The following is an 8,219-nucleotide window of genomic DNA, read 5'->3' on the forward strand; positions in this document are numbered from 1 at the left end:
ATGGCGAGAAATATAAGTTCGGGGTGACCGAGGGCCCGAAGCGCCAACCCGCCCATCGCTCCGACCGCAACTGCCGTACCGACCACGACGGGAATGACCACGATCCCCCAGCCCGACCAGATGAACAGCATCAACACCGCCTACGTTCTACCCGGAGCCTGCGGCCGAGGTGGCGAAAGGAAATGCATCGCGCGCGGTGGCGATACGGCAGCGCCCTGCGTGAGCGCCCGGATCCCTCTTGGGCGTGAGAATGAGGCTTCGCTGTGTTCACGGCGTCGTGAACTGATCAGAATAAGCGTTGAGCGTGATCGCTGGTCTGCAGGAATAGGCTGTGCTGGATTACCAGCACAGCGTGCGGGCACAATGGCTACGGCCGCGTGGTTCATCGCGTCGGCTTGGCGCCTCTCATCGCCATGCTGGTGGCGAGCACCTTAGGGCTGATTGCAGTGGGTGCTTACCTCCTCCCCGGTGCAGTCTGCACGCTTGTAGCGCCGGCGCTTAACCGGTGGGTCTGTGCATCGTAGTGGCTCGAAGCTCCTGCTACGTGACAGTACCATCTTGGCATGGCAGCACGTGATGCACGGGCCATCTACCCTATCTGCTTCACGCTGCCGATCGCCAGAAACTAGACGAGCAGCTTTCGGCCAGTTCCAGCCGGCCACTCTGGCTTAATCCCGGCCGTCCGACGCGCCCGAGTCGTGTCTCCCGGGCGGATCTTAAACATGTGGCCTCCGTCGTCAGTCTAGGTCAAAAGCTTCTTCACGGTGATGTCGATGAAGCTACGTCTTGCTGACGGCCAGCTTGCCAAACCTCGACGATCCGGGAGCTATTAGCGATATCCTGGGACGGATCCGCGGCTAGGATGACGAGATCGGCACGGCGGCCAGCTTCCAGGCTGCCGCGATCAGCGAGATCGAGAAGTTCGGCGGCCCGCGACGTCGCTGTGATCAGGGCTTGCATGGGCGTGAAGCCCGCCTGCACCATCAGCGACAACTCGCGGTGTTCCGCCACGCCGGGGACACGTTCGGGCGCCGCGCCGCTGTCAGTACCAAATCCAATCCGGACGCCGGCCTCGTCGAGGCGCTTCAGGTTGGTAAGGTTCACCGCCAGCGAGTCGCGGGCCGCTTGTGCTTTGGCGCTCGTGCGCGTCTCGCGTTGCCAGGCGGGATCGTCGAACCGAGCCTTGAGCTCGGGCGCGAGTGCCGTCCGGACGAAGGGGGTCTGTGCCCAGACCGGCGCGTCAGCGTAAGCAAAAGTCGCCTCATCCAGGGCGAGTGTCGCTATGTACCAAGTGTTGTGCGCCTTTAGCAGAGCGATGAAATCCGCATCGACCGGCTTGTCGCGTACGCCGTGGGCCAGCACATCCACGCCTGCCCTGATGACCGCACGCGCATCCTCCAGGTCGTGTACGTGAGCGGCGACGCGCAAATCGAGCCGATGTGCCTCATCGATCACGGCGGAGTAGACCGCTGGCTGCATCTTGGCCGGCACGGACCCACCGAAGTCGTCGAGCCAGAGCTTCACCATGTCGGTGCCACGCGCCTTCATCGCGCGGACCGCCTCGCGGCCCTCCTCGGCGTTGGCCGGGCGAAAGAGCTGGTCCGCGCTCACGCGGATCATCGCCTGCGGTGGTCCTCCATCTGGTACGCCGATGCCCCGATCGACGCCGAACAGATCGGCACCGGGAATCCGTCCCTCGTGCGCCTCTGCGCGGATCTCAGGCATGATCGCGCCGTTGAGACCGAGCGCCATGACCGTGGTGACGCCCCGTGCCGTGTAGGCCTTGAGCTGGTCGAGGATGTTTTCGCGGGTATAGCTTTGCGCGCCCACCTCGACACCCTTCACGATGCCGACGTGGGAGTGATCGGAGATCAGCCCTGGCATGATCGTGTGGCCGTGCTGTTCCCGGATATCAGCATCGGGCGGCACCGTGATCGCGGCGCGTGGTCCCGCCGCCACGATGCGGTCGCCGTCGATCACCAGCACTGCGTCCTCGACAGGTTGGGCTGATCGACCGTCGATCAGCCGGACTCCCGTGAACGCCAGTGGTTTGGCGTCAGCACTGCCGACGCAAATGAGGCTCATGGCGGTCGCCACGACCGGCAGCAGAGCGTCCCGTCGCATCACACGTTCCTCCCGATCCAGCGCAAGACGTTGGGGGTCGCTATGTTTGGCGTGCGACCTTGGATCCTGCGTATGTTCCAAACGTCGATGTGAGGGCTTTCCGGCTCGGTTGTCGAGGCGTGCCGCCGAGCTCCAGCGGCGCTAGTCCGCGGCGAACATCGCGGTGAGGGAGATCATGATGCGGCGGCGTGAACTGCTCCTGGGCATGGCGGGCCTCGCGTGGACCACACCCGCAAGAGCTCAACAGCCTGACGCTGCTCTTCGCCTGACACTGGGGACCGCGACGCCGGGCGGTTCGTTCCCAGCCTTCGGCCGAGCGCTCATCGCAGCGGTTCACGAGGTCGACCCAGGATTGGTGGTCGAGCCGCGGATCACGAAGGGCTCGACGGAGAACCTGCAGTTGCTCAAATCGGCTCAGCTCGACCTTGCCCTCGTGCAGGGTGAGTATGCCTACGAGGCTTTGTCCAGCCCGAGTTCCGACGGCGTTGGCTTGACGGTCGTGGCACCCATCGACGCCTCGCCCGGCATGTTCGTAGTCCCAGCCTCCAGTCTGATCCAGAACGTGCAGGATCTGCGCGGCCGTGCCGTCGCGCTCGGTACACGCGGCTCGGGCTTCACGATCATGGGGCGGACCGTGCTGCAGGGCTCCGGCATCGATCCAGGCCACGACATCACGCCGGTCCTCCTCGATGATGCCGGCGACGGAGCTACACAAGTTCTCGACGGCCGAGCGGCCGCGTTGTGGGGTGCGAGCCTCGGCTGGCCAGGCTTCAAGACACTCGCCGACGTACCCGGCGGTGCCCGGTTCTTCGGCCCAGCGCCCGAAGCGATCCCGAAAATCCTGGCCCTGCGCGCCTCGATGCGTCGCTTGACTGTCCCGGCCGGCTCCTTCCGCGGACAGGATGCGGCGATCGAGACTGTCGGATCGTGGAGCTTTATCCTAGCGCGACCTGATCTCGACACCGGCAGTGTCACCCGACTCGTGCGCGCGATCGATCGTGGCCGGAACACCTTGGCCCGTCTCTATCCCCAGGGACGCGAAAGCGACCCGCGTAACCTAGTCTCAAACGTACCGACCACATGGCTTCATCCGGCGACTGCAGCGTACCTCCGTGAGATCGGGTCCGATCCGGAGTGAACATCGAGCGACGGCTTTCTGGCTGTGTCGTTTCGGGCTAAACCGATGTGACCAAGCTCGGCACTTGAACCAGCTGGCCCGTGAGGAAGCCTGAGATGATCCGCTCGCTGTGCGTTGCTGTGGGTGTGCTCGCCCTGACGCTGCCCGCCGTACGCGCCGACGAGATCAAGCCGAGTGAAGCACCCGCTTCGTCAGTGGCGATATCCTCAGCACCCGCGACGCAGGTCCCCGAGATCGCGTTCGACTCAATCCCAGATTTCCTGAAGCTGCCGCCGGACATCCATTTCGGCGAGGTGGCGGGCATCGCGCTGAACTCGAAGGGGCATATCTTCATCCTGTCGCGCGGGGCGACACAGGGGCCGGCCTACGGCGCCGCTGCAGCCCAGCTCCTGGAGTTCAATCCGGACGGCACGTTCATCCGGGAGATCGGCCACGGCCTCTACGCTTGGTCCTATGCCCATGTCGTGCGCGTCGATCGGGAGGACAACATCTGGGTCATGGACAAGGGCTCGGACATGGTCGTGAAGTTCACCCCAGAGGGCCGCGTCGCCATGGTCTGGGGCCGGAAGACCGAGGCTGCCGACGATGCTGCGGAGCCTTGGAAGCACCCCATGCCGCCGCTGCCGCCGGTGCAGGGCCAGTTTCGGCAGGTCACTGATGTGGCCTGGGACAAGGCGGGCAACGCTTACATCAGCGACGGTTACATCAACTCGCGCATCGCCAAGATCGACAAGGACGGCAACTGGGTTGATTCGTACGGCAGCTACGGCACCGAGCCGGGGCAGTTTCGCACCCTGCATTCCATCGCTTCGGACGCGAATGACAACATCTACATCGCCGATCGTGGCAACGCCCGCATCCAGGTGATGGACACCGCAGGCCACATCCAGCGGATCATCAAAATCGACGTGCCGTTCGACTATGATAAGGCGCGCGCCATCATCCGCGGCAAACCGGCCAAGGACCGCTCCACGGTCGACTTGTTCACGCCGGGCGCACCCTGGGCACTGTGCATCACACCCGGACCGAAGCAGGTGCTCTACGTCGCCGACGCCTTCCCGGGCCGGATCTACAAGCTGTCGCTCGACGGCAAGGTGCTGGGTGTGCTCGGCGAGACGGGCAAGCAGCTCAAGCAGTTCGGCTGGATCCACGAGATCGCCTGCCCGTCCGAGCACGAGATCTACGTCGGCGAACTGCTGAACTGGCGCCCGCAGAAGCTGGTTCTACACCCCTAATCTGCGTGTTCGGACGCTCTATGGGCCCTGCCGCCGAAAAGCGGACCTTCGGCTTTGCGCCCATCTCGGTCATTCAGATCGCTTCGACGACGTCCCATAAGCGGACGCTTCCGGCTGCGATTGGCCATTCGCGTAAGAGATTGTTATGGCAAAACTGCATGGGCGTAACCGAGCGATCCTAAACCGGATCGCGAGCGAACTGGGCGTGTCGGTGGAGCCGTTTTATGGACTATAGCCCTAGTCCGGAGACAGCTTCAGACACGGCACAATGCCTGCGCCTATGGTCCATGATTAAGACGGAGGACGGGCGCCCCGTGCGCTGGAGAGCTTGCAGGCGATCGCAAACAGCGACGCGTAGCGACTGTCTGGATGCGCGACGACATCAGGCTCGCTCTGGCACGTTGAGGGGCAGTGTGCCAGCTGTCGCGATGACGTTCCCGCAGCCCCAGCAGGATTAAGAGCTGGTCCGGCCGACCCCACCGCTACCTCCGACAACACGGTCACGGATGCTTCGGACTCGCGGTCCTGATCGTTGCCTCGCAATACGGAGAGCCGCCAGACCTCTCCTGACTAGATCAAACGGACGCAGTAGCTGCATGCGCAGGTTGGCACCACCGCTCTGCGGGATACGTGGAGTCGCAATCGGTCCAACGCGACCAGTGGTTGCATCTCTTCGTAGCGGCGCGACATTCATGCGACCGTAACCTGTGCATCGGAATATCTAAAATCACTTTTTCGCTGCGACCTCCGATGAGCCAGAACACGACCTCAGATCACGGTCGGTCGGATGTACGTTCGATCGGTGAGCGAGCCTGGAACGCTCTGCGTCGGCAGGGCATCCCGCCAACACCACGCAACTTCGAGGTATTATACGCGCTGTTCGACGGCGGCAATCAAGCTCTCGTGGAGCGTATCCGCGGTTGTGAGGCCAGCGGCCAGCCGCTCACCGCCGACTACATCGAGGCGCCTCACCGCGAATGTATTGACGACGCCGATGATGGTGCCGCGGTCGCTGCAGGTGCTGAAGATCTCGCTGAACTCGCCCATGGTATCGTCGAGCAGGTCGCCCGCGGCAGCGATGCGATCCGAGCCTACGGCGGCGCGCTTGACCTCTGGCGCACTCGTTTGAACGCAGGCACGGGTGCGGAGGACTTGCTTCGTGCAGTAGCCGTGTTGACGGCTGAGACCGAACGGGCCAGCGCACGCAATCGGACACTAGAGGCTCGACTCTCGGTTGCAGCCGGGCGCATCGCTGGATTGCGCGAAGATTTTCTGCAGGTGCGCCAGGAAGCCGCCACAGACGCACTGACCGGGATCGCCAACCGGCGCGCGTTCGACTCCAGGCTGGGACGGGCAATTAGAGATGCTGCGGCCGACCCATCCAGCCGCTTCGCGCTGCTGATGATCGATGTGGACCACTTCAAGCGCTTCAACGACGAGCACGGGCACAAGACCGGCGATCTAGTCTTGCGTCGGGTTGCCCGTATGCTCGCGGACAATGTGAAGGGCCGGGATGTCGCGGCGCGGTTTGGCGGCGAGGAGTTCGCGGTCCTGCTTGCCGGTGCAGATCTTGCAGCAGCTCGGACGGTCGCGTGGCAGATATGCGAGCGGCTCGCGGCACAGGTGCTGGTGAAACGCGGGACCGGTGAGACGGTTGGCCGAGTGACGATCTCGATCGGCGTAACCGATCATCGCGCCGGAGAGAGCAGCGCGGATTGTATCGAGCGGGCGGATGGCGCTCTGTACGAGGCGAAGCGAACCGGACGGAACAGGGTCTGCGTTGCGGTAGCTACGACGGCAGCCTGACAGAGATACCCTGCAGCGTCCCTGGCCACGGGGGACAGCACAAGGCCCGCCAAAACGTAATCGGATCGAGTGGAAGGGGTCAGTGCCGCCTGTCAGATAAGTGCTTGGGGATGCGGCGAGGGCGTGCCGGAGTACCGCTTTGGATCCATCGGGCAGCCGGTATGCGCTTTGCGATGCGCAAACTTCCGGCGGCCGTGCTCGGCGTAAGAGCCTGTGAGAACCACTGCGCCATGGCAGGATGGGCAGCGTTTCGGCGCCATCACGTAAGCGCCCTTCGCTTCAGCAATGCTGATCGGATGCCAGACCCCGCCAGTCTTCGCTTCGCAGATCGGGTTGACGGGGCTAAGCATTGTTCTGACCTGCCATGCTGGGGCGCGTGTCACCAGCGCTCTGAGACCCTATTTCATGACGCTCTGGCGAGCCGCCTGACGAGGATCATGGCCGCAGCGAGCATGAATAAGGCGAGCGTGGAGGACGGAGTCGCTTCATGGTCGCGCGCAAGCCTGCGGCAGCGACTGATCCAATTGAATGTCCGCTCGATCACCCATCGTCGGGGTTGAACGGCAATGCCTTTCTGCCCGGCTTCCGGTTCGACGACCTCTACCACGATGGCCGTGGCCATGCCGACGCGCTCACCTCTGTAGGCGCGGTCAGCGAAGCAGTAGGTCAGGAAAGTGAAGAGCCCGCGCGAAGCCCGCAACAGGGCGGTGCCGCCGTGGCTGTCGTTTAGGTCGGCGGTGGAGACGCCAGCCATGAGCAGGCAGCCGTCTGTGTCGGTCAGCGCGTGGCGTTTGCGCCCGATAATCCGTCGGGCTGGATCATAGCCGCGCTCGCCTGCCGCCCCGACTGGGATTGCCCCGGTTTGGTGAACACTGAAAACGCTTTCGCGTGAGGTGTTTTGTTGATGTCTAATACCAATCGACGGTGAGGCTGACTCACGGGGTATCGTTGCGGTTCTGGATCTGATTCGATGAGGTGAACCGGAGGGTTTGCCATGTCATCTGCGGTGCGGCTGCGTGAGGACTTCACGGCCGACGATCTGCGGCGGCACGCCAAGGTCAGCCGGGATGCGGGCCAGAGCCGTCGTCTCCTGGCTCTGGCTGAGATCTACGACGGCGGCAGCCGGACCGATGCGGCGCGGATTGGGGCGGTGGGCCTGCAGACGGTGCGCGACTGGGTGCTGGCCTTCAACGCGGATGGCCCGGCGGGGCTGATCGACCGCAAGGAGCCGGGCCAGAAGCCGAAGCTGGACGCGGCACAGCGCCAAGCCCTGATGCAGATCGTCGAGAGCGGGCCGGACCCGGACCGGCACGGGGTGGTGCGTTGGCGGCTGAAGGATCTGGCCGCCTGGGTCTACGCGAGCTTCGGCGTCAGCCTGGACGAGAGCACACTCGGACGGCTGATCAATCGCCTCGGCTTCCGCAAGCTGTCGGTGCGCCCGCGCCATCACGCGCAGGATCCGGCTGCGCTCACCGCGTTCAAAAAACCTCCCCGCCACCGTGATGGCGATCCGCGCGGGGCTACCAGCCGGAACGGCCATCGAGGTCTGGTGGCAAGACGAAGCGCGCGTCGGCCAGAAAAACAGCCTACCGCGACGATGGGCACGCCGTGGGACACGACCCTCGGCACCCAAGGACCAGCGCACGGCCTACGCCTACATCTTCGGGGCGATCTGCCCGGAGAAGGGCAAGGGTGCCGGTCTCGTCCTCCCCCGCTGCGACAGCGAGGCGATGACCTTGCATCTGGCCGAGATCAGCCGCTCCGTCGCGCCCCGCGCGCATGCCGTGCTGATGCTCGACGGCGCAGGCTGGCACAGCGCTCACGACGTCATCGTGCCGGCCAACATCACCCTGCTGACGCTGCCGCCCTGCGCGCCTGAACTCAACCCGGTGGAGAACGTCTGGCAATTCATCCGG

5 protein-coding genes and 1 pseudogene are annotated in these 8,219 nt (G+C 64.3%); 4 read left to right on the top strand and 2 right to left on the bottom strand.

Annotation, left to right across the window (positions count from 1 at the left end):
* Positions 1 to 759 precede the first annotated feature (759 nt).
* Positions 760 to 2,124, bottom strand: a complete 1,365-nt coding sequence (locus OXS27_RS31020) for an amidohydrolase family protein (RefSeq protein ID WP_267361517.1) — start codon at positions 2,122 to 2,124, stop codon at positions 760 to 762.
* A gap of 175 nt (positions 2,125 to 2,299) precedes the next feature.
* Here OXS27_RS31020 and OXS27_RS31025 point away from each other — a divergent pair, with 175 nt between their 5' ends.
* From OXS27_RS31025 to OXS27_RS31035, 3 genes are all read left to right on the top strand, one after another.
* A complete protein-coding gene (locus OXS27_RS31025) occupies positions 2,300 to 3,262 on the top strand; it encodes a TAXI family TRAP transporter solute-binding subunit (RefSeq protein ID WP_267361515.1) in 963 nt (320 codons plus the stop codon).
* A 95-nt stretch (positions 3,263 to 3,357) separates the two neighbouring features.
* Positions 3,358 to 4,497: a peptidyl-alpha-hydroxyglycine alpha-amidating lyase family protein gene (locus OXS27_RS31030; protein ID WP_243926421.1), complete on the top strand. Its 1,140-nt coding sequence runs from the start codon at positions 3,358 to 3,360 to the stop codon at positions 4,495 to 4,497.
* 750 nt (positions 4,498 to 5,247) lie between these two features.
* Entirely contained in the window at positions 5,248 to 6,303 is a 1,056-nt protein-coding gene (locus tag OXS27_RS31035; RefSeq protein WP_267361516.1) for a GGDEF domain-containing protein, read from the top strand.
* Between the two features lie 403 nt (positions 6,304 to 6,706).
* On the opposite strand, the gene OXS27_RS31040 is transcribed toward OXS27_RS31035, so the two are convergent.
* Complete coding sequence (locus OXS27_RS31040; protein ID WP_346733090.1) at positions 6,707 to 7,270, bottom strand: transposase; 564 nt, start codon at positions 7,268 to 7,270, stop codon at positions 6,707 to 6,709.
* 27 nt (positions 7,271 to 7,297) lie between these two features.
* On the opposite strand from OXS27_RS31040, the pseudogene OXS27_RS31045 reads away from it, so the two are divergent.
* Positions 7,298 to 8,219 (top strand): annotated as a pseudogene (locus OXS27_RS31045) (IS630 family transposase); the annotation flags it as partial.

Source organism: Methylobacterium sp. GC_Met_3, from assembly GCF_026540775.1.
In the GTDB taxonomy this organism is placed as follows: Bacteria; Pseudomonadota; Alphaproteobacteria; order Rhizobiales; family Beijerinckiaceae; genus Methylobacterium.

Coding starts and splice junctions, on each gene's coding strand:
- OXS27_RS31025 (WP_267361515.1), top strand. CDS start 2,300: ATGATGCGGCGGCGTGAACTGCTCCTGGGCATGGCGGGCCTCGCGTGG.
- OXS27_RS31020 (WP_267361517.1), bottom strand. CDS start 2,124: ATGCGACGGGACGCTCTGCTGCCGGTCGTGGCGACCGCCATGAGCCTC.
- OXS27_RS31030 (WP_243926421.1), top strand. CDS start 3,358: ATGATCCGCTCGCTGTGCGTTGCTGTGGGTGTGCTCGCCCTGACGCTG.
- OXS27_RS31035 (WP_267361516.1), top strand. CDS start 5,248: ATGAGCCAGAACACGACCTCAGATCACGGTCGGTCGGATGTACGTTCG.